13 protein-coding genes are annotated in these 22,387 nt (G+C 42.9%); 4 read left to right on the forward strand and 9 right to left on the reverse strand.

Features of this window, described 5'->3' with window-relative positions; translation table 11 throughout:
• Window positions 1-49: 49 nt before the first annotated feature.
• The 5 genes from EIP89_RS03595 to rpe all read right to left on the reverse strand — a co-directional run bounded on the left by EIP89_RS03595 (window position 50) and on the right by rpe (window position 8,130).
• A complete protein-coding gene (locus EIP89_RS03595; RefSeq protein ID WP_124397289.1) occupies window positions 50-1,777 on the reverse strand; it encodes a DUF6029 family protein in 1,728 nt (575 codons plus the stop codon).
• A gap of 86 nt (window positions 1,778-1,863) precedes the next feature.
• Window positions 1,864-4,281: a M1 family metallopeptidase gene (locus EIP89_RS03600; protein ID WP_124397290.1), complete on the reverse strand. Its 2,418-nt coding sequence runs from the start codon at window positions 4,279-4,281 to the stop codon at window positions 1,864-1,866.
• Complete coding sequence (locus EIP89_RS03605; protein WP_124397291.1) at window positions 4,263-5,528, reverse strand: dihydroorotase; 1,266 nt, start codon at window positions 5,526-5,528, stop codon at window positions 4,263-4,265. The genes EIP89_RS03600 and EIP89_RS03605 overlap by 19 nt, the downstream gene beginning before the upstream one ends.
• The gene (locus tag EIP89_RS03610; RefSeq protein WP_124397292.1) at window positions 5,525-7,477 is read right to left on the reverse strand and encodes a BatA domain-containing protein; all 1,953 of its coding nucleotides are present in this window, start codon (window positions 7,475-7,477) and stop codon (window positions 5,525-5,527) included. The genes EIP89_RS03605 and EIP89_RS03610 overlap by 4 nt, the downstream gene beginning before the upstream one ends.
• On the reverse strand, window positions 7,474-8,130 hold the full coding sequence (gene rpe, locus EIP89_RS03615; RefSeq protein ID WP_124397293.1) for a ribulose-phosphate 3-epimerase: 657 nt from the start codon (window positions 8,128-8,130) through the stop codon (window positions 7,474-7,476). Before rpe ends, EIP89_RS03610 begins: the two co-directional genes overlap by 4 nt.
• A 186-nt stretch (window positions 8,131-8,316) precedes the next feature.
• Here rpe and EIP89_RS03620 point away from each other — a divergent pair, with 186 nt between their 5' ends.
• The 4 genes from EIP89_RS03620 (at window position 8,317) to ileS (ending at window position 17,276) form a co-directional block, all read left to right on the forward strand.
• Complete coding sequence (locus EIP89_RS03620) at window positions 8,317-8,523, forward strand: heavy-metal-associated domain-containing protein (RefSeq protein WP_124397294.1); 207 nt, start codon at window positions 8,317-8,319, stop codon at window positions 8,521-8,523.
• A 5-nt stretch (window positions 8,524-8,528) separates the two neighbouring features.
• Window positions 8,529-9,881: a histidine--tRNA ligase gene (gene hisS / locus EIP89_RS03625; protein WP_174706044.1), complete on the forward strand. Its 1,353-nt coding sequence runs from the start codon at window positions 8,529-8,531 to the stop codon at window positions 9,879-9,881.
• Window positions 9,882-10,219: 338 nt separating this feature from the next.
• A complete protein-coding gene (locus EIP89_RS03630) occupies window positions 10,220-13,519 on the forward strand; it encodes a DUF7948 domain-containing protein (protein WP_160160508.1) in 3,300 nt (1,099 codons plus the stop codon).
• Window positions 13,520-13,784: 265 nt separating this feature from the next.
• Window positions 13,785-17,276 (forward strand): isoleucine--tRNA ligase, encoded by a 3,492-nt coding sequence (ileS, locus tag EIP89_RS03635; RefSeq protein ID WP_124397297.1) that lies wholly within the window; start codon window positions 13,785-13,787, stop codon window positions 17,274-17,276.
• Between the two features lie 69 nt (window positions 17,277-17,345).
• On the opposite strand, the gene EIP89_RS03640 is transcribed toward ileS, so the two are convergent.
• The 4 genes from EIP89_RS03640 to hisF form a co-directional block, all read right to left on the reverse strand.
• Window positions 17,346-18,662, reverse strand: coding sequence for a competence/damage-inducible protein A (locus EIP89_RS03640; protein ID WP_124397298.1), 1,317 nt, complete (start codon window positions 18,660-18,662; stop codon window positions 17,346-17,348).
• Window positions 18,659-20,722 carry a M43 family zinc metalloprotease gene (locus tag EIP89_RS03645; protein ID WP_124397299.1) on the reverse strand — a complete coding sequence of 688 codons (2,064 nt, stop codon included), beginning with the start codon at window positions 20,720-20,722 and terminating at the stop codon, window positions 18,659-18,661. The genes EIP89_RS03640 and EIP89_RS03645 overlap by 4 nt, the downstream gene beginning before the upstream one ends.
• 300 nt (window positions 20,723-21,022) lie before the next feature.
• Window positions 21,023-21,625: a bifunctional phosphoribosyl-AMP cyclohydrolase/phosphoribosyl-ATP diphosphatase HisIE gene (hisIE, locus tag EIP89_RS03650; RefSeq protein WP_124397300.1), complete on the reverse strand. Its 603-nt coding sequence runs from the start codon at window positions 21,623-21,625 to the stop codon at window positions 21,023-21,025.
• Entirely contained in the window at window positions 21,622-22,380 is a 759-nt protein-coding gene (gene hisF, locus EIP89_RS03655) for an imidazole glycerol phosphate synthase subunit HisF (protein WP_124397301.1), read from the reverse strand. The genes hisIE and hisF overlap by 4 nt, the downstream gene beginning before the upstream one ends.
• Between the last annotated feature and the right edge of the window lie 7 nt (window positions 22,381-22,387).

Here is a 22,387-nt window from a genome sequence, read left to right on the forward strand (position 1 = left end):
TAATTTTCTTATATTCAAAAATTGAAGATCGATATAAAACTGAAAATTTTTAAAAGTTGGACGTCACTGTCAGGGTAATACCATTACTTGGCGGAACTACCCGACAGATGCCTCCTACACAGAATATGCCTCGCATTTGCCTTCCGTAGTTGAGCTGAAAGCGAGTTGTATTAAGCGTGTAGCCGACGGATCCTAAAGTATAATGCAGGCGCTCTGCCGGATTTGGATTTCCGTAGTTCCAAGAATTTTGCAAGGCTACAAACCAATGAGGCGACACGCTGTATTCGGCCAGTGCCATCAGCCAATCGCCTCTGTCTTGGCGGGTAAACATGCCTTGTAGTTCTGTGCGTATGCTGTGTCCCGGCCGAATTTTATAGAGTGTTTCAAGTACAAAAGCATGAATAAATACCAGCTTCTGATAACCGCGCTGGATGATTTCGGCGTCAGTTACACCTTTTTCTAAGACTTCTTGGTTATACACAAAGTTGTAGTAAGTAAAGGTGGTCTTAAGGCTGCGATTAATAGTCTTTCGTATTTCGATGTTTAAATCTTTAAAATAAGTAATGGAACCTCTTTGAAAGGGATTTGAAACAAAACCCTTAGTACCCGTCCATGTGCAGTCAATTATCTCTCCCGGATTTACAGTACTGTAGATAGGTCGCTTCCCCAAAAATTGGCGGTCGATAGACGAAATATCTGAATAGTTGATGGCTATTGTGGTTCCATATTTTCCACCGAGTGCAGTTCCTTTTTTAAAGGTATAAGAAAGGTCAATTTGAAAACCCATTTCTCCGTTGGGCTGAACCGCATTTGGATACAAGGCAGGTAAGGTATAAGTGTGTAGTTTGGTAGTAGGTGGCAAGAAGTTGATTTGAGCATCAATGAGCGAAGCGTTTCGGTCAGAACGAAAACTCATGTTTTCAATTCGTTTAACGGTGGCCATAATACTTAAACCTTTTGTGGCATAGGTAAGGGTCGATAAAAAGCCGCTGCCGTGACGATAGATGAATCCATTGTCAAACGAAGGATCGTTGATTTTCCAAACAAACTCGGTATTCCATCCAAATCCACCGCGCTGCAAGGTAAATCTACCGCCTGATGCTCCTACATTTTCCGGCAAATTGAGCACTGGATCAGCAGCTCTTTGAAATTTGCTCACAAATGAAGCTCCTAGCGAAACCAACCAGGCGGAGTTTTCCATTCCGGGCAGCGCTTCGTTCAAATTAATTTCAGCATCCATGCCCCTTACAATGCCTTCAGCTTTAGTAAAATACAACCTTTGGCGACCTATTACGCCCTTTAAGTAAAAGCCCTTTGCAGGTTTGTAGCGCAAGCGCAAGCCATCCATGGCATTGTCAAGTCCTAAGCCGCGCTCTTCAAACGATCTGAAAATCATGCCGCTGCCAAACTGTTCATAGTAATTTCCAACAGTGACGTCTAAGCCATCTTTCTCGAATCGGATAAATCGAAAGGGAATGCCTTCACCTCGGTAGCCCTCAGGGAGTCCCAGAAGGTTGTTTTGATAATTTTCGTATCGCAATCCTGCGGAAAAGTTGCCCTGTGTGTAAATAAAGTTCGCAAAACCAGCGGCTAACAATCGTTCTCTGGGAAAAAATTCACCGGTTGGGTCTATGGCCTTGTCTCTGAAGTAGTACTGAACATCTGTTTGAAAATTACCGTGCAATTCTCCTTTCGGCGATTCTTGCTTGCTCTGAGCTGCTACACGTACTTGCTGTAGAGACAATAAGCATACTACAAAGGCGTACTTTTTTTTCAATGCTTTTTTTTACAAATGTATTTAAACTTCAAAAGATCGCATTAAGTTAGTTACATTCTTTTTTCGATTCAAATATGGAAGCAATTTCATTGGATTTCTAACAACCTTTCTGCTTTTTTTACTTTCCATTCCGGCCAAACTTTTTTGAATTTTTTTACTTCTTCTTCAATCCATTTTCTTTCGCTTTTTTCTGTGATATTTCTAAGATATTGCAAGGCCGATTGAGCTAAATTTTTATCGTAGTGTCCTAAAGCGTGTACACACAGCTTTACCAGTTTTTCACTTTTGTAATTCACTCTACCTAAATAGTTGATAGCTTGTGCACGTACAGAGCCCATATAAGTAGTTTCTGCAAATTCAAACACTGCTTCATACGACGATTGATTTTTGAGCAAATTCGCTTCTGCAATAGCCATTTGCAGTCGTTCATTTTGTGTTGTAAACGATTTAGGAACATTAATGCTTTCTTTGTAGATGTTTATTTTTTCAGGTCTACTATTTATTAATCGCACATATACCAAAGCCTTTAACAATGGATTATCTGTGTTAGCAAAATCGAGCAGTTCATTTTCAGTTCTACCCTTCCAAAAAGTCACATCTGTAAAGCGCAAAAGGGCAATTTTTACTCGATCGTCCTGAAATTTTCTGAAAAAATTCCACATTTCCGGGCGAGTAATATTTCTGCCAAAAGCGTTAATCCAATGTTCTAAAACAATCGGATTTTCTTCGTTTACAAGTAAGTTGAGATCAGCAGTAGAAAAACCTTTTGAAGTTAATGTATAGGCAAAGAATCGATCGTAGGGCAGCTGAGCATATTTTACGATATTTTGATTGGGATCAAAAATTTCAGTCCACTCGATTAATTGAATTTTTCCAGGATCGGGATTGACCATTAACGCACTTTCATCGATTTGTAATGGGATATAAAAAGTATCTCTTTTTGTTCGAATTTCAACCGGAATTTTATACGATCTTTTGGTTGTTTTAATTTCGATATCAAAATACAATCGAAAAGTTTTCGTACTATCGGGTTTATATATATTTTCCTGAGAAAAATGAAGTACGAGTCTTTTAGATTTTTTATCGATTTCTTCCTTCCAAATAAGTGAGATTTTAGGCATGCCTGATCCATAAATCCATTGATCCCAAAACCACTGTAAGTTGCGTCCGGTAACCTCGTGAAAGGCATACAAAAGATCTTCGGAGTGTACATTCCGAAAGCGATGTCTTTCTAAAAACACACGCAGAGACTCATAAAAGGCTTCATCACCTACCAATTGGCGAAGCATGTGCAGCACAACTCCCCCTTTTTGGTAGTGGCGAGCCGTACCTGCCTCAGAATGAGCTAATGGCAAATTGTTTTCTGCTTCTTGAAACTTTACGCGCGTTATGGCTTGTCGCACTTTTGACGAAAATGCAAAATCGCCATCTGTCCAGAGAGTGGAAAGCAAATCAAAATACGTTGCGAAGCTTTCGTGAAGCCAGTGATGCCGGGCACTCCATGCGGTTATGAGATTTCCAAACCACTGATGGGCCATTTCGTGGGCATTCACGAAGTGATAGTTTTTATAACTTTCCGTTGAAGGTTCACTGATGAGATTTTCTCCAAAAATTACCGCTCCAGTATTTTCCATAGCCCCATAGATGAAGTCAACCACAGGCACCTGTCGATAAGGACCCGGCCACGGGTAGTACACTTTGAGCAACTTCTGAAAATGGGTCATAAACAAATGGCTGTACCGGTAAGTAGATGCGGCTGAGGTTGGAATATCTGGATAGGTGAACTCTTCAAACTCGATTTCGCCATTATCGTATTTCAGCACAGTTTTATGAGGCAGGTAATCGCCTATGGCAAGCATAATCAGATAGCCGGCATGTGGCCGATCTTGCAGGTAGTGCCAGCGTATTTTATCACCTAGGGTGTCCACACTCAGAAGCTTTCCATTAGAGATTGTGCGATATTGCTTATCAAAATGCACTATTATTTCCGTAGTGAGCTTGTCGTGCTGTTCGTCGTAATAAGGTATCCAGTGCCTATGGTCGATTCCTTGGCCTTGCGTCCAAATTTGTTTCCTGCCTTTTCCGGTGGGGTCGTCCCAGCCGGTAAAATAAAGGCCTTTTTCAGGATAAGCTGAATAATTGATTTCCAGAATGTTTACCTTATCTCGAAAGAGCTTTTGAGGGAAAATTGCTACGCCGGAATCGCTCAGCGTGTAGCGAACTTTTTGCCCATTTAATGTCAACAAACTGATGGAGAATCGAATGGCATCGATCCAGATGCTTTCATTCGGCCTAAAAAGTGGCGAAAAAGTTAGAGTCGATTTACCAATTACCCGACCTTTTGCTGGTTCAAATTCGACCTCGAGTCGAAGATGATGCATATCGATGGTGCGCTCTCTTGGCGCCCAACGTGGATCAACGGGTACACAAATAGTGCTGTTCTGCGCAAACAGAACATTACCCGTCAAAAAGAACCAGAGGAAACTTAAGAGATTTCTACGCATTGATTTTTCGAAATCAAATATTTGATTTTTCCCTTGATTTTTTTGTTGAAAAATGGTGAATTTGTACTTGGAAAATCTTTAAAATCTTCCTTTTTCCATACAAATTCTTGTTCCAAGTTCACCAATATAAAACTTTCTTTGTTTTTATTATTTAAACCTAAAATTTTTGCTGGGTTTGTATGTAGTTTTTCGATTAAAAGTTCTAATGAAAATATGTTAGACTCTATTAAGGTTGGAAGTAAAAAAGGCAAGGTAAACATTCCATAAGAGGCTTTGTCAAATTCGCATACTTTTTCTTCATATGTACGAGGTTGATGGTCGGCGGCTATAGCATCTATAGTTCCATCTATTATTGCCTCTACGAGCGCTTGTCGAGTTTTTTCATCTCTCAGCGGAGGATCAGTTTTGTAATTCGAATCAAAATTTTCGAGCGATTCATCTGTCAAAAGCAAATGATAAAAGTTGACATCAGCTGTTACGGGTAATCCCTCAGATTTTGCTTGGCGAATTAGGTGAATGCTTTCTTTAGTAGATATGGATTGAAAATGTACACGACAACCAGTGTAGCGCACCAAATCGAGGTCTCTTTTTAGTCCGATTGACTCGGCGATGGTAGGCAATCCTTTCAATCCAAGTCTTGTAGAAACTACGCCTTCGTGAACCATGCCATATCGTAGCAAATCGCTGTCGCCAGGTGTGAGCATGAGCGATGTATTCAACTGACGAGCGTATTGCATGGCAAGTAGCAGAAGTTTGGTATTTCTGATGCGGTTTTTGTAGTCTGAAAAGGCCAGTGCACTAGCTGATTTCATGTCAAACATTTCAGCTAGTTCCTTACCTTCTAAATTTTTGGAAATGGCACCTATTGAGAGAAGATTGTTTACGGCTTGAGCTGCTATTTTTTGCTGAAATTCGACGAGCTGTCTGCTGTCAACTACAGGTTGTGAAGATGGCATTCCCGCCAGATGTGTAAATCCTCCAAGAACAGCTAAATGGAGTGTTTGAAGGATGTCTTCTCGGTCTTCGCGTCCGGGTTGATTGATTTCTGAATGAAGTTCTATTAATCCTGGTAATAAAGTAAGATGACTTCCTTTAATTTTCTGAATGTTTTCGTCAATTTTACTTCCTGAAGGCAAAATTTTTATTTCATTTCTATTAATTAAGATGTCACACTGTTTTTTATACAGAGGATGACCAGGTATAAAATTGCGAACTGAAGTAATAGCTTTTTCAAGTATTTTTTTCATTTTAAAAATCGAATTAATAACAACTCTCCTATAAAAAATAACAATGCCGTAAGAGCAAAGAAATACCAAAGATCAGAACGAAATAAGTCTATTTTTGATGAAGTTAAAAAATCTTCTGATATCGACATTTTTACCCATGATTTATTTGCGAATATGTTGTCTATTTCTATATCGCTGTAGCATTCATTCTTCAGTTTTCTAAGATCAAAATTAAAGGCTAATTTATCTAATTCCTTATTGAGATATTGTACACTGTACATGCCATTTTCAATTACGTCTCTTCCAAAAAACAATTGAATTTCGTTACCTTTACGTTTTTGGTATGGTATAATTTCTTTGCCTGATGGAGAAAGTATTTTTATAGGCTCGTCTCTGTTTGACTCAGAAATAGTGTATTGAAAAGAGTAATCACTTCCAGCAATATAATACATTGAACTTTGATGTGTATTTCGATGGATAAAGTTGTATATCAAAGGATTGAAAATTGTGTGATAAATCACATTTGAATTTTCTGGACCTATAGAACCAGTGAATATGTAAAATTCACCATTTGAGGTAATTTTTCCTAATAGTGTTGTTCCATCTAATGTGTAGAGAATTGGGCTAATACTAGTACCTTTTAGTAAAAAATATTTATTAAGAAAGGGTAAGTCGGGCAAGTCAATTTCTTGTACAAATACATTAAAGAAAAGTAAATCGTTGTAATTCAACTTATCAGCTTGTATAAAATTTTTTTCATAGGGTTGTATGTAAGCATCAAATCGCTGTAAAAATCTATTGTATGAAGGAACATCTACTTCATCATTTGGACATAAAAGTAATCGTCCGTTTTCTTTCAAAAAGATTTGAAGTGAAGCAGCTAACGGATCCGGAATTTCTTTTATGTTTAATAAAACAACTAATTGAAATTCTTTTAGAATTTCTGATTTTATTTCCCCAATAGTTTTGAAAGTAACTTCAGCAGTATGAGCAGTGGTAAATTTGGTTTTAAGAGCCTCTGATAAACCTTTATTTTCTGCAATTACAAGTATTTTTTTAGGCTTTTGGAGAGGATGTGTGAAATAAAATCGAAAGATGGAATTTTGATGTGATTCTGACTCTAGAAATCCGAAAGTATTTTCTTCCGATTTAGGGAATGAGAACGAAAGCCTTTTTGAGTTCTCCTTCTCTGGTGAGAGGGTAAATAATACCTTTTTGCTGTTTCCTAATATGTACGAAGCAGGCTGGTCAATCGCAGCTTCGATTATATCTGTTCCCGGAACTGACCAGACAGAATCAATAATTTCTAAATTTTTTGTGTCCATACCATCCAACTTAATTGGAATGCATAATTGAGACAATTCGTTTAAATTATCACCTCGCTTCAAATAATCACTTAAGAGAAATATAGCTGGAGGTATTTGTTCATTTTTTATCGTTTTTTCAATACTATTAGCAATATCTTTCCATGAGGGGATGAGAGGAAATGGCTCTAACTGATCAACATATCTCAGGGCCTCTTCTTTTCGATAAAAAGTTTCTGTTGCGTTGTTATTCGTCAGAATAGTCAACTTTTTAAAAGATCTTAAATTGTTAATTGTACTCCTTAAAGAATTTCGCAAATAAAGTAATCTACTCTTGTCATCGTTTTTTAAGAAGAAGCCTGGATGATTATCTACGTAAATCAAAATATTTTCAACATCTTTATTTCGTGAATCTTTAAGTGAATTTTCACTGAAATAGGGCAGTGAAAATCCCAGTACCAATGCTGATAAACCTATGATTCTTGAGGCAAGAATCAATAAATGCTTTAAGTTTTTAATCCTCTTTTGTTGAGCTTGTGTCTGTTCTAAAAAAAACGTTTGAGTAAAAACAATTTTTTTATACTTTCTGAAGCGAAATAAATGGATTATAATGGGTATCGAAACCAATAAAAGCATCCATAAGAAAAGGGGCTTTTCAAAACTCATCGGCAATATTTCAAACTTTTAATAGTTTCAATTGGATTGTTTGATGAAAATATAAAATTACCAGCCACCAGCACATCAGCTCCGGCATCTGTAAGCTTGGCGGCATTCAGTTGATTTACACCTCCATCGATTTCTATCAGAAAGTTTGTTTGAGAATCATTTCTCATATCTACCAATTTCAGAACTTTTTTGTATGTATTTTCTATAAATTTTTGTCCGCCAAAACCGGGATTTACACTCATCAGGCAGACCAGATCAATATCCTCTATTACATCTTCAAGTAACTGAACGGGTGTGTGCGGATTCAGCGCTACACCAGCTTTCATTCCGGCTTGTCTTATTGCATGAAGTGTGCGATGAAGGTGTGTTGAGGCCTCGTAGTGTACTGTAAGAATGTCAGCTCCTGCTTTTTTAAACTCCTCAATATAGCGCTCTGGCTGAACAATCATTAAATGCACATCAAAAGTTTTGGTGGAAAGTTTGCGCAATTGTGATATGATCGGCATTCCAAAAGTGAGATTGGGAACGAAAATCCCATCCATTACATCGAGATGAAACCAATCAGCTTCAGACGTGTTGAGCATCTTGGCTTCATCGGCCAATCTTGTAAAATCAGCAGAAAGTAAGGAAGGGGCAACTATTGGCATTCTCATTTTTGTGCAAACTTAGGAAGTTGCAAGCATAATCGTTTTTGGAAAGTGAGTTTCTTGATGCTCAAAAGTGAATAAGCAATTGAAAATCAGAATTTAACTTTAGTGTACTTATTTTTTTTACATTACCTTTTACAAAGCTGTATGTACATCCTTTATACTTTCGCAAACTGTAAAAGATTTAAATCTATGAAAGTGCAATATAAAACCACCTTGAAGTGCCAAGGCTGTGTGGATAAAGTAGCGGAAGATTTGACAAAGGAATTTGGCGCAGAAAATTGGAGCGTCGATCTCAACACCAATCCAAAAATATTGACAGTTGATTCTGAACATGCGGATAAAGCCATCGAAATTCTTCAAAACAAAGGATATAAAGCCGAAAAAGTAGCTGAATGAGTAAAGTGAAGCCGGCATTAGTACAGGGCACCAGAGATCTGAGCCCTGACATGATGTATAAGCGCAGTTATGTAATTTCCGTTATAAAAGAAGTTTTCGAGAAATATGCTTTTCAGCCTTTGGAAACCCCGGCAATGGAGCGACTTGATACCTTGACCGGAAAGTATGGTGATGAAGGTGATCGATTGATTTTCAGAATCTTAAATTCGGGAGATTTTAAAAAAGAAGTTCCAGCTGACGTTTGGCAGACGGCTGAGAGCAACACATTGGCAGGGTTGATTTGTGAAAAAGCTCTCCGTTACGACCTCACTGTGCCCTTTGCGAGGTTTGTGGCAATGAACAGGCATGCTATTGCGCTGCCCTTTAAGCGCTACCAGATACAGCCCGTTTGGAGGGCTGATCGTCCGCAGAAGGGTAGATACCGAGAATTTTATCAGTGCGATGCTGACGTGGTAGGCAGCACAAGCCTTTGGCAAGAGGTTGAATTAGCTCTGATTTATGCGGAGGTTTTTGAAAAGTTGAAGTTGCCTGTGCGCATTCGACTCAATAGTCGAAAGTTGCTGAACTCTGTAGCCCTAAAAGCCGGAGCAGGGGAGAAGTTTGGAATTTTCATCACAATACTCGATAAACTCGACAAAATTGGCCGACAGTCGGTAGTAGATGAATGGCTTAAAGCGGGATTTGACGCCAGCGGTATTGGTTCCCTCAGTAGCTGGATTTTTGATGAAAAGGTTGATCTGCTAAAGGTGGAAAAACACTTAGGAGCAGAAAATGAAGGGCTTGAAGAAGTGCGTTTTGTATTAGAAAAGGTAAAAAGTCTTAATCCAGATGCTCCATTACTCTTTGACCCAACTTTGGCAAGAGGTCTTGATTATTACACAGGGTGCATTTTTGAAGTGGTGGCTGAAGGGGTAGCCGTAGGTTCTATTGGTGGAGGTGGTCGTTACGACAACCTAACCGGAATCTTTGGTGTGGAGGGAATTCCCGGCGTAGGTATTTCCTTTGGCTTGGATCGCATTCTTTTGGCATTAGAAGAAAGGGGACTAACAGGATTTGCTCAGGTTTCCAAAGCTTGTGTGATGGTCACAGGGCTTTCGGAAGAGGATATGCCCTTTGCAGCCGAAGTAGCCTATGCTTTTCGAAAGGCAGAAATTTCAACAGAGCTCTATCCAATTGCTACAAAGCTTAAAAAGTCGCTAGAGTATGCGAATAAAACGGCTATTCCCTTTGTGGCGATAATTGGTGAAGACGAACGAAGCAAGCGATCATTTACACTTAAAAATCTAAAAACGGGAGAACAGAGCTCATTTGCCCTCACTGATAACCAAGGATGGATGAAGGCGTTTTCAGTCGGCTAAAATCAATTTTGAGTAGTAGTACATACACAAAAATTGCATTGGATAGCTTTCGTTCGATTTTTTTATTTTTTTCACATTTAAAATGATACCAGAACTTGTTTACAATACCTTTGTATACGTCATTTTTACAATCTAATAATATGAATATCAGGTCGTTTTCGAATGCATTTCGATCTCTGATCCTCCCAGCTTTCTTTTTTGTTATTTGTTCCAATTTTTTAAAAGGTCAAGAAAATCTTTTTCAGAGTGAGTTTTTTATTTTAAGAGATGAAGGTCAATATAAAAGAGGTGAAAAACAACCTGAAACGACCTATTTCGTTCGCGGGAATGGGGCTTTAATGGCAATCACAGCCAGGCAGTGGAAGTGGTACTATGCCAGCGATACCGTGGGGCAAAAGATGACCTCATCGATGACCTTTCGAGGTGCTAATCCCAATGCAACAATCGAAGACGAAGGGAATGGAGAGTACTTCGAACGACATTATACCGTACATGACGATGGCCGGCCTGTGTACAGTGTGAGAAAAGTGCGGGTCTGTGGTCTGTACCCGGGAATAGACCTCGAGATGTTTGCCGGCGAGGCGGGCTTGCGCTACGAATTTTTGGTACAACCGGGAGCCGATGTCTCAAAGATTCAAATGGAATTCAGCAGCGATCTGAGTGTTAGTATCAATCAAGACGGTATTTACACAGCTAAGTCTCCATTTCTTTACATCACCGACGAAACTCCGTATATCGTAATGCCTGACGGAAGTAAGCTGGCTTGCAGATTTGTAAAACAAGGAAGGGCTGTGCGGCTGTCTTTGGGTAGAAATGAAAAGTTGTTTGCTCAGTCACAGCAGTCCCTGCGAATCGATCCGCAGATTGTGTGGAGTACTTATTACAGAGGCCCGCTATCTGATAATCTATTTGCTATTACGATTGACTCGCTGAGAAATGTGCTCGCCGTGGGCTCTACCAGTTCATCAACAGATATTGCTACTCCCGGCTCACATCAGGCTACTTATGGCGGAGGTCCTAATGACGCATTTTTGGTAAAATTTGACCGATGTGGCCGTAGACTTTGGGCTACCTACTATGGAGGCAATGGCAATGATGGCGCTTCGAGTGTGGCTACAGATCCCCTAAACAATATTTACATCGCCGGCAGCACAACTTCCACCAATGGCATTTCCACTGCCGGGGCCCATCAAAGTGCCCTGTCAGGTGTTACAGATGGCTATTTGGTTAAGTTCAATGCAGACGGTCTTCGTATTTGGAGCACTTATTATGGAGGTACAGCATTAGAATCAGGAGTGGGCGTTGCTGTAAATTTTACTGGTACACGTGTGCTTTTATTTGGTAGCACTCTTTCAAACAACAACATAGCCACACCCGGAAGTTTTAAACCAACCCATTCCAATATAACAATCAATGACGGCTTTTTCGCCATGTTTGACAGCAGTGGTACACGTCTGTATGGTTCTTATTTCGGAGGTACACTATTGGATGAAATCTCTTCCGCCGAATTTGATGCCTCAGGCAATTTTTACATAGGTGGACGTACGCAGTCTTCAGCCAATATAGCCTCGCCAGGGGCTTATCAGACCTTCTATAACGGAAATACAGACGGTTTTTTTGCTAAATTTACTCCAAATGGACAGAGAATATATTCTTCGTATTACGGTGGGAATGATGCAGATCAGATAAATTCCATAGCTGTAAGAAACAATTTGCTATATCTGGGAGGTGTCACGGCAAGTACATCAGGCATAGCCACACCGGGAAGTTTTTTGCCTACATATCCTTCCATCACCACTACTTTTAGTGGATTTATTGTTCAGTTTGATACTAACGGAGTTACGCGTAACTGGGGCACTTACTACGGTGGCACGAGTGCCACGCGCATATTAAGTCTTGCAACAGACCTTGCCGGCAATGTATTCTTCGGTGGACATACCGTCGATATGAATTTGGCTACCCTCGGTGCATATTCAACTACACGCAGTGGTTCAAGCGATTTGATTGTAGGTCGATTTACCACTACCGGTGCTCGCACATGGGTGAGTTACTATGGAGGCCCCCAAGTAGAGCAGCAGGTGGCCTCCGTTGTATTTGGTTTTAACAACGCCGTTTACATAGGTGGTACAACACAAGGTATCCACACTAATCTGGGTATTTTCGGATTCTACGGAAACAGTCAGGGGGTATTTAGCGGTATTCTGGGTAAATTTTTTGCTACACCGCTGCATGCTGAAATCCGGGCTGTCAGCAAGGTAAATCTTTGTCCGTCTGAAATTTTTACTGTAGCCTTTACAGGAGGCGGTGTAGGTACGCCTACCACCGTATTTGCTGAGCTGTCCGATACTACTTATTCCTTTGCTAATGCTACTACTGTTGGTCAGATTGCCAATTTTACCACCGGGAGCCCTGTACTGTCTTGTCAGATTCCCCCTTCGCTACCTATGGGCAAATATTTAATTCGTGTTCGCATTCAGAATCCGGCTTATGCTTCTATCCATTACTGCGACACTATCACAGTACTGACCAATGGAATTCTTACACTTAATCAAAATATAGATACGCTATGCACAGGTGATTCAGATACCATTACCATCTCAAACTATGTTGGAGGAAATGTAGTTTGGTACTACAACGGTACACCTGTATCAGGAAATAACCAGCCAATTTTGCCGGTGACACAAGCAGGAGATTACTATGCTGTGGTACAACACAACGGTTGCAACGTCACAACCGATACGGCTACTTACTACGATGTGCCTTCCACAGCAATTACCTGGACGCCCTTCCCCACAAGTTGTCAGAATGATTCTTCCTTTGCGCTAAACAATGCCTTCCCTTCCGGAGGAACATACAGTGGTCCGGGTGTTTCCAACAATCAATTTTACCCTTCAGTCGCTGGACCCGGCAAACATGCTATTCAATATACCCTCCAGCTTACCTCGAATTGCCAAATTACCTCTTATGATACCATTACAGTATTTCCGACTCACAATGTAGTACTAACGGCCTCACTGTGCGAAGGGCAAACAATCACCCTGCCCGATGGCCAGCAAGTAAATCAACCCGGGACTTACACCGTGGAGCTGGTATCATCACAGGGCTGCGACAGCACCATCCTCTTTATCATCTCCAGTCTGCCCCCGGCAGGCGACTTATTGCCACGCGACACGAATCTATGCGAAGGCCAGTCAATAACCCTGAATCCGGGCTTCTTTCAGTCGTATGAATGGAATACAGGTGATACCACCCCTACTATAACTGTATCAGAAAGAGGGCTGTACAAAGTGACCGTACGCGATGCTTTGGGCTGTATCTACACCGATAGCATTCTGATCACAAACAATTGCTTTCCAGTGATCTTTGTTCCCAATGCCTTCTCGCCCAACGATGACCGCCGAAATGACCGATTTAAAGTAGCTGTGAGTGAATTTATCACGTATTTCGAAATGATGATCTTTAACCGCTGGGGTGAATTAGTCTTTCAGACTTTTACGGCCGACTTCGAATGGGATGGCACATTCCGAGGCGAAAAACTTCCTCAGGGCAATTATCCCTACCGAATCATCTACGAATACGAAATCGGCGGTAATCGCTACCGAAAACAGGAATACGGTACAATCAATATTGTTCGGTAAGAGTGCATAAAAAACTTTTGTAGCTCAATATGAGCTTGATAATTTCCTCACCTCTTCAGCTAGTAACCATTGAGCTTAAGGTTTTTAAAACTGAGGTATAAGGATTCTTTATGTTACAATAAAATTCGTCATCGTAAGGAATTCAACTTCAGAAGGAACGGTTCTATAATTTGCAATTGTTTTTTAAAATCCATATCAGCATCTCCTGATGCTTCGGCTATTCATTGGTATTTTCGCAGCCGTTTTTGTCGGATAGAACAGAAAAATGTCAGAAAAATTCAGAGAATACGGGCAGCTGAACTTGCCCGAGGTACACAAGGAAATCATCGCTTACTGGAAGCATATCAGAGCTTTTGAACGAAGTGTGGAAGAGCGCGAGGGCTCGCAGGAATTTGTCTTTTACGAAGGTCCGCCGAGTGCTAACGGTATGCCGGGTATTCACCACGTAATGGCCCGCACCATCAAAGACCTCTTCTGCCGCTATAAAACCCAACGCGGCTACAAAGTAATCCGCAAAGCCGGTTGGGATACGCACGGCCTGCCCATCGAGCTAAGTGTGGAAAAAACTCTGGGCATCACTAAAGAAGACATTGGAAAAAAAATTTCGGTAGAAGAATACAATGCTGCCTGCCGTCGCGAAGTGATGAAATACACTGACGCATGGAATGAACTGACCGAACTGGTGGGCTATTGGGTAGATTTAAAAAACCCTTACATCACCTACGAAAATACCTATATCGAATCTGTGTGGTGGCTGCTCAAGAAAATTTATGAGAAAGGACTTTTATACAAAGGCTACACCATACAGCCCTATTCGCCCAAAGCGGGAACAGGACTTTCATCACACGAGCTGAATCAGCCCGGCTGCTATCGCGATGTGAAGGACACTTCGGTGGTTGCCGTTTTTGCCCTTCGCACTGACGATGAACATACCAAAAAGCGATTTGAGGCCGCATTTGGATTGCCTTTGAAAGATGGCGATGGCATTCTTGCCTGGACGACAACTCCCTGGACCCTGCCATCAAATACTGCCCTCACCGTAGGTCCTGAGATTGAATATGCTTTGGTGGAAACTTTTAATCCTTACACTCGCCAGCGTCAGCGTATAATACTCGCCAAAGAACTGATTGCCTTGAACTTCGGAAAACAATTTACCGAAGTACTCAATCCAGGGGAGTTAGATGCCTACACCGGCGATGCCAAGGCAAAAATTCCTTATCGAATCACTGCCACGTGCAAAGGCTCAGCTTTACAAGGCCTTCGCTATCATCAGTTATTGCCTTATGCCCTGCCGTATCAGGATGCAGATAAGGCTTTCCTAGTTATCACCGGCGACTTTGTGACGACTGAAGACGGTACAGGAGTGGTGCATACAGCTCCAACTTTTGGTGCCGATGATGCCCGCGTGGCCAAGCAATGGGGTGTACCTCCCATGCTAGTTTTAGATGATGAAGGCCACCCAACGCCCTTAGTGGATTTGCAGGGACGTTTTACCAAGCACGTGCACGATCCACAATTTGGTCTCGCAGGTGAGTATGTAAAAGCGGAATATTACACTGAAGAAGAACTACAGAAAGAATACGAGCGCCAGAGAGAATTGCTCAGACCCATTATAGCCGACCTGAAACACTACTTGTCAGTAGATGAGCGAATTGCCTTGAAACTCAAAATGGAAGGCAAAGCATTCAAAATCGAGAAATACGAGCACAGCTATCCCCACTGCTGGCGCACGGACAAACCTGTGCTCTATTATCCTCTGGACAGCTGGTTTATACGTGTGACGGCTGTCAAAGACCAGCTGGTAGAAAACAACCGCCGTATCCGATGGAAGCCCGAAGCTACCGGTACCGGCCGCTTTGGCAATTGGCTCGAAAACATCAACGACTGGAACCTAAGCCGTTCGCGTTTCTGGGGGATTCCTTTGCCCATCTGGCGCACTGAGGATGGCAGCGAGGAAAAGTGCATAGGTTCATTGGCTGAATTAAAAACAGAAATTGAACGATCAGTGGCGCTTGGAATAATGAGTGAAAATCCTTTGAAAGATTTTGTTCCGGGTGACACCAGTCGTGAGAATTATGAAAAGTTTGACCTGCACAAACCCTATATCGACCGAATTGTACTGGCATCTTCGGCAGGCAAACCTATGTACCGCGAAAGCGACCTCATCGATGTGTGGTTTGATTCAGGTGCCATGCCCTTTGCGCAGTATCACTTTCCCTTTGCTACGGGTGAGGATTTGAGCAAATTGCCCTATCCGGCTGATTTTATCGCCGAAGGAGTGGATCAGACCCGCGGATGGTTTTACACCCTGCACGCCATCAGCACACTGGTTTTCAATTCCATTGCGTACAAAACGGTGATTTCCAACGGTTTGGTGCTCGACAAAAACGGTCAGAAGATGTCGAAGCGCTTGGGCAATGCCGTGGACCCCTTTGATACCATCGAAAAGTATGGTTCCGACGCCCTGCGGTGGTATATGATCACCAACGCCCAGCCGTGGGACAATCTGAAGTTTGATTTTGAAGGACTCATCGAGGTACAGCGCAAATTTTTTGGAACCCTTTACAACACCTATAGCTTCTTTGCTCTTTATGCCAATGTAGATGGCTTCCGCCATGCGGAACCGCCGGTGCCTATGGAAGAGCGCACAGAGCTCGATCGCTGGATTTTGTCGGAATTGCACACCTTGATTCAAAAATGCTCTGCATGGATGGACGATTACGAGCCAACACTAGCGGGCAGAGCAATCCAATACTTTGTAACCGAAGACCTGAGCAACTGGTATGTACGCCTGTCGCGTCGCCGTTTTTGGAAAGGGGAATACGGCCCTGATAAAGTGGCAGCTTATCAGACGCTGTACGAATGCCTGATTACCGTGGCCAAATTAATGGCGCCCATTTCGCCCTTCTTTGCCGAGCGCCTATATCGCGACCTGAATGGCGTAACCAAATTAGAATCTTACGATTCAGTACACTTAGCTCCTTGGCCTACAGCAAATGAAAAGCTGATTTTGCCGGAACTCGAAGAGCAAACTCATTTGGCCCAACAGGTGTGCAGCATGGTGCTCTCGCTGCGCAAGCGACAGAAAATTCGCGTACGACAGCCCCTTCAAAAAATCATGATACCCGCCCTACAGCCCGAATTGGCCGAACGCATCGCACGAGTGGCAGATGTGATCAAAGCCGAAGTGAATGTGAAGGAAATCGAAATCCTTCGCGAAGACACCGGTCAGATCGTAAAACGCGCTCGTCCCGATTACAAAAAACTCGGTGCCCGACTCGGCAAGGCGATGAAAGAAGCTGCGCATGTGATTTCGAACTTTACAGCCGACCAAATAAACACACTGGAACAGCACGGCAAAATCACACTTCCTTTAAGCTCTGGTGATGTGGAGATTGCAGCTGATGAAGTTGAAATTTACACCGACGACATTCCCGGCTGGCTGGTAGCGGTGGAGCGCGGACTCACGGTGGCGCTCGATATTACCATTACACCCGAATTATACCGCGAAGGTCTGGCCCGCGACTTAGTAAACCGCGTTCAAAACCTTCGCAAAGACAGCGGCCTGCAAGTGACCGACCGCATTCGACTCTATCTACAGCCCCATGATTCGCTCAGAGAGGCTGTGGATGCAATGAGCGACTACATAAAAGGCGAAACTTTGGCCGATGCTATTGAGTTTGTTGAATTAAATGAAGGTGAACATCTTGATTTTGATGAGTTCACCGTGATGGGTAGAATAGAAAAGGCGATTTAATCACCCTTCTAAGTGAAATGACCGGATTGCAATTAGCCCTTATAAGCTTATGCAATCCGGTTTTTCGTTTTATGCGTTTTGATGAGTGGCGTTTTGAACGACAATTTCTTTTAAGTCAGGCGATTTAATGTCGTCAAGACTTGCGCCTGTGAGTGCCCTTCGCAGCAGATCAAGCGCAGCAAGGGCTGTTTTGCGAATGTTTCGCATGCGGTCGTTTCCAAAGCGATAGAGATAAGCTCGTGTTTGGTGGGGCGTGCTGATTCCAATCCACACGGTGCCTACGGGTTTCTCATCTGTGCCCCCATCTGGTCCGGCAATACCTGAAGCGCTAAGCGCGTAGTCAGTACCAAAAACTCTTTTGGCACCTTCAGCCATTTGAAGTACGACCTGACTGCTCACAGCTCCATACTGAAGGATGTCGCTGTGATGCACACCAAGGGTTACTTCTTTAGCTACATAGTCGTAAGACACAATTCCACCCATGAAGTAAGCCGAACTTCCGGGAACACTTGTAATAAGGTGGGCGATATAACCTCCAGTGCAGCTTTCAGCTAAAGCAAGTGTTTTACCTGATGATTTAAGTAGTTGGCCTATCACTTTTTCGAGAGGCTCATCGCCCTCAGCATACAAATCGACGCCTAAAAGCTGTTTGAGTTTTTCACCTTCAGCTTTTAAAAGTTCTTCGAGGGGCTCATTTTTCGAACCCCGAGCCGTTAGCCGAAGACGTACGGCGCCGGCAGAGGGCAAATAAGCGAGCTTAATTTGGGGAGGCAATTGCAGCTCCCATGCTTCAATGCGCTTTGCCAAAATGCTTTCAGGAATGCCTTGGGTGTGAAATACAGCGTGCAAAATCTGTGTATCGGGAAGTAATTTCTCAGCTACAAAAGGACGGATGTAGTTCTCGAAGAGGGCTTTCATTTCGTAAGGCACTCCAGGTAGCGAGAAGTAATGAACGCCATTGCGTTCAAACTGCATTCCGGGAGCTGTTCCATACCAGTTTTTAAGTGGAATGCATCCCGAGGGCAACCAGGCTTGAGAGGCGTTTAATTCGTTGACTTCTCTACCAAGACGATTAAAAATTTCAGTAATGTGCCTAAGCGTTTCTTCATGAAAGGTGAGTTCCATTCCGAAATATTCGGCCAGAGTTTTCTTGGTGATGTCGTCGCGTGTAGGTCCCAATCCCCCGGTTAATATGACCAGGCGGGTATCGGGCAGTAGGGTATCAAGCGCATGAAAAATCATTTCTCTGTCGTCGCCTACCGCCGTACGTTGTTTTACTTCTACTCCGAGTTCGTTGAGTTTCTCTGCAAGCCAAGCAGAGTTGGTATCGATTACTTGACCGATGAGAAGCTCATCACCAATGGTGATGATTTTAGCTGAGATCACTGTACTACAAGTTTTTTAGAAATTCCTGAACCAGTAACTAACAGATAAACACCTGATTGAATGTGCTCTGGTAAGCGAATTTCTTGAACCGTTTGATTTTTAAGATTTTGGAATTCAGCTACCGTTTGGCCTGTCAATGAAATCAACCTCACGTATTCGCCTAACTGAACCGGCGATTGGAAAAGCACAATGGAGCCTCTTTTTGCAGGATTTGGATAAAGTGTAATTTCATCAGTATCTGAAAACTCATCGGTGCCAATGGTAACGTCTAAATTGATATCGTCCAGATAAATGTTGTTACCACCTCCTGAGGTAAATTCCCACTTAAACATGATGTCGTTTGGATTATTGGCATAAATGCCCAAAGGCACCGTTACTTCCTTCCATTCCGAATTGTTGGCTGGAACAAAGCTGCCTGTAGGCATGTCGGGCGCGGTTACGAGCTGAGCGCCAAGTACGGCTCTTCGCAGAATCCATGTTCTGCCACAATTAAGGGATATGTAAAAGCGAAGTGCATCGGTATTTGAGAGTTGACGACGGGCATATGCGTAACGGAACCGCATAGACAGACTAGTGGAAAATCGCACGTCAACCGTTGGAGAAATTAAGTTGTGCACAGTACCTGACAGTGAATCAAAATTTAGAACCCTGGCTGATCGACTATCGTTGTAACCGGCGTTCATTACTGTTGTCCAACTACTGCCAACATTGTGTATGTCTTCGACAAACCAATTGAAGCTAGGAAGCCAGGTGATGGAGAAATCTTCTTTTAAGAAATTGCCGAAGTTTGCAGGCTTAGGCCGAATCGAAATATAGGTGTAATTTTTAAAGGTGCTTGAACCAGCAGGGTTGGTTAAGGTCAACTCTACCTTGTGAAGGCCTGGTTGTGTGAAAATGATTTTCGGGTTGGCTTCGGTAGATGTCGCAGGGGTACCACCTGTAAAGGTCCATGACCTTGTGTTGGCAGGGCCACCGAAACTGATGTCCATAAACTGCAAAGTATCGCCTACGCATGCTACGCGACGATTTGCAAATCCAAGAGCAACGGGAGGGCATTGGGTATTATTGACAAGGCCGACGCGCTGTAGATTGGTTTGACTTACCAATTCAGCGCGATGAGCAAAAGATTGGAGCACATTGCGCATGTAGTTTCTCTGGCCTGTGGTAAAAATATTCATACAGTTGTCGTTGGCGTAGTCCATGTAGTTTTCGATCATGTCTGGTAGATCGGGTACATCGTTCGAACATGAGTTTTTTTGGAAGTTGCAACCAAAGCTCTCATTGGCTACTGGAGGCGTATCGGCGATGTCGTCGCCGGTATTGCAGCCTCCGTCGAAGGGGTGTTTAAGGCCTAGGAAGTGACCAACTTCATGGGTGAGTGTGCGACCCATGGAATTAGATGTACCAATGGTGCCTACCCGATCATGGCGTATCACAATGCCGTCAGAAATACCCTGTTGGTTAGGAAATGGTCGGTAGGCGTATCCGAGTACGGTGCCTTGTGAAGGTTGATTGGGTAGTTGGATGTTTTTTACTACCCAGATGTTTAAATACCGTCGGTTACTCCACATGCTAAGGTTTTTCACATTGTCGTTGGCATTGTTTGTAAGGGTGCTAAAAATGCGGTTGATACCATCGGTACAGTTGCCAAAGGGGTCGATGCTGGCAAGGCGAAATTCGATTTCAATATCAGCTGCCCTATCTTTAAATATTTGTCGTGTATTGCCTGTATCAGCATTTCGACGTCTGAAGTCTTCGTTCAGCACGCGAATCGCATCCATGATCTGTTCGCGAGAGATATTGCTGACCGCATCGTCATAAATTACGTGGAAGACGACGGGAATGATAAAAACGTTGTTTTGAGTGCGCCCAACTTGTTTTCCGTATTCGATGGCTCCTTGGGCGAGTTCGCGATCAGACTTCTCAATTTCAGCTTTTAAGGCCGGATTTTGCAACAGCATTTGTCCAAACATGTAGTTTGTGCCACATTTGTGTACATAGTTTTCTTGACCAAATGCGAGTGTTGGCAAGAGCAACAGCAGTCTTAAAAATTTATTCATTTTTTAGAACGAGTTTAAATAATACAAAACATGCAAATATATTTAATACGGTTTTGCGGGATAAAGAGTTTTTGGTCATATGATGCAATGATTAGCCCACTTCAAAAGCACCTGATACAAAAGGTTTTATGAGTTAAAAATTTAGATTTTCAAAAGGTAGTAAGAATTCATCCCAAACCTCTTTTTACATCTATCTGAGTTCTGCGGGCTATATTATTGATTAAGGGTTAAAAGTAAATGGTTAAAGCTTTGTCATTATCAATGCCTAAAAAACGTTGTCCATTTTAGATTCAAAAGTTTTTATTTTCCGTGTCTTGCTTCCAACAATTTCTCCACATCCATCAATGTAAAACCTTTAGCCTGCAGTAAGACCAGATAATGAAAGAGCAGGTCGGCGGCTTCGTTCAGAAATTTTTGGTCGTCAGTGTCTTTGGCTTCGATGATGAGTTCGACGGCTTCTTCGCCTACTTTTTGCGCTATGGCATTGATGCCTTTTTGAAATAAGCTGGCGGTGTACGAGCCTTCGGCTGGTGTATTTTTTCTGTGAGTTATAATTGATTCCAGTTCGGTGAGAAATCCTGAATTCGTCAGAACTTCTTCACCAAAACAAGTATCGCTGCCGGTATGGCATACCGGCCCGGATGGTTGTGCGACGATTAGGATTGTATCACCATCGCAATCGATGAGAACTTCTTTTACTGTCAAATAGTTGCCGCTGGATTCACCTTTTGTCCACAAGCGCTGTTTCGAGCGTGAGTAGAAGGTTACCAGACCTTCGGTAAGGGTTTTTTCGTAAGCATTGCGGTTCATATATCCCAGCATCAGCACCTGGCGGGTTTTGAAGTGCTGAACAATGCAAGGCAAGAGTCCGTCGGGATTTTTTGTGAATTCGGGATTTCTCATATCTGTCGTACTGGTATGTTTCTAGTGAGCAAAAACTGTTTGAGTTCAGGAATCGAGAGTTCGCCAAAGTGAAAGATGCCGGCAGCCAGAGCAGCATCCGCCTTACCAAGTGTAAATACATCGGCAAAGTGTTCTTTGCGGCCGGCGCCACCGCTGGCGATTACGGGCACTGGAACAGCCTGAGAAATAGATGCCGTTAGTTCTAAGGCGAATCCGGATCGAGTGCCGTCGTGGTTCATAGAGGTAAGCAAAATCTCGCCGGCCCCGCGATCTACGGCTTCTTTAGCCCAATCCAGGGCAGAATGGCTGGTAGGTGTGCGGCCACCGTCGAGATGAACGCACCACTTTTCGCCCACACGACGCGCATCAATGGCCAGAACCACGCATTGACTTCCGAAATTTTTGGCCAATGCGTCGATCAATTCGGGTCGGCGTACAGCAGCACTGTTGATTGAAACTTTGTCGGCGCCGGCAGAAAGCAGTGCCTCCACGTCAGCTACCGTCCTTACGCCACCCCCCACTGTAAAGGGAATATCGAGCACTTCAGCTATGTGTGTCACGAGGGCGATAAGGGTCTTTCGCCCTTCAACTGTAGCTGTAATGTCGAGAAAAACGAGTTCGTCTGCCCCTTGCCGGGCGTACAGGGCTGCTAACTGTACCGGATCACCGGCATCCCGGAGGTTGACAAAGTTGGTGCCTTTTACGGTGCGGCCATCTTTGATGTCGAGGCAGGGTATGATGCGTTTTGCGAGCATTTTTTGA

Origin of the sequence: Thermaurantimonas aggregans (assembly GCF_003851885.1) — a bacterium.
Classification (GTDB): Bacteria; Bacteroidota; Bacteroidia; order Flavobacteriales; family Schleiferiaceae; genus Thermaurantimonas; species Thermaurantimonas aggregans.